General features: G+C 61.3%; 1 protein-coding gene. It reads right to left on the reverse strand.

Going from position 1 to position 388, the window contains the following annotated elements; translation table 11 throughout:
• The coding region (locus EN852_RS35900) for a transposase (protein ID WP_189546392.1) at window positions 1-388 on the reverse strand (388 nt) is incomplete at both ends.

Here is a 388-nt window from a genome sequence, read left to right on the forward strand (position 1 = left end):
ATGCGATGGAAGCCTTCGGGCAGGACGTGCAACAAGAAGCGGCGAATGAACTCATCGGCCGCGACGGCCATGACCTTCTGCCGACTGCCGTGCCGATAGTCCTTCCAGCGAAAGGCGACTTTGCCGTCCTCGATGGCGACGAGGCGATTGTTGGAAATGGCGACGCGGTGCGTATAGCGGCCGACGTAGTCGAGGACCTGTTCGGATCCGGCGAATGGCGGCTTGGCATAGATGACCCACTCGGCCTTTCGTAGCGGCGCCAAATAGCGCCGGAAGGCCTCGCGCTCGCTCAAGGCTCGCAAGTCAGAGAAGAACTGCAACTGGCCGGCGTCGAATGCTTTCGCAAGATGCTCCAGGAACAATCGTCGGAACAGCCGCGAGAGCACCC

The sequence above is a fragment of the Mesorhizobium sp. M2E.F.Ca.ET.209.01.1.1 genome, assembly GCF_004010375.2.
Classification (GTDB): domain Bacteria; phylum Pseudomonadota; class Alphaproteobacteria; order Rhizobiales; family Rhizobiaceae; genus Mesorhizobium.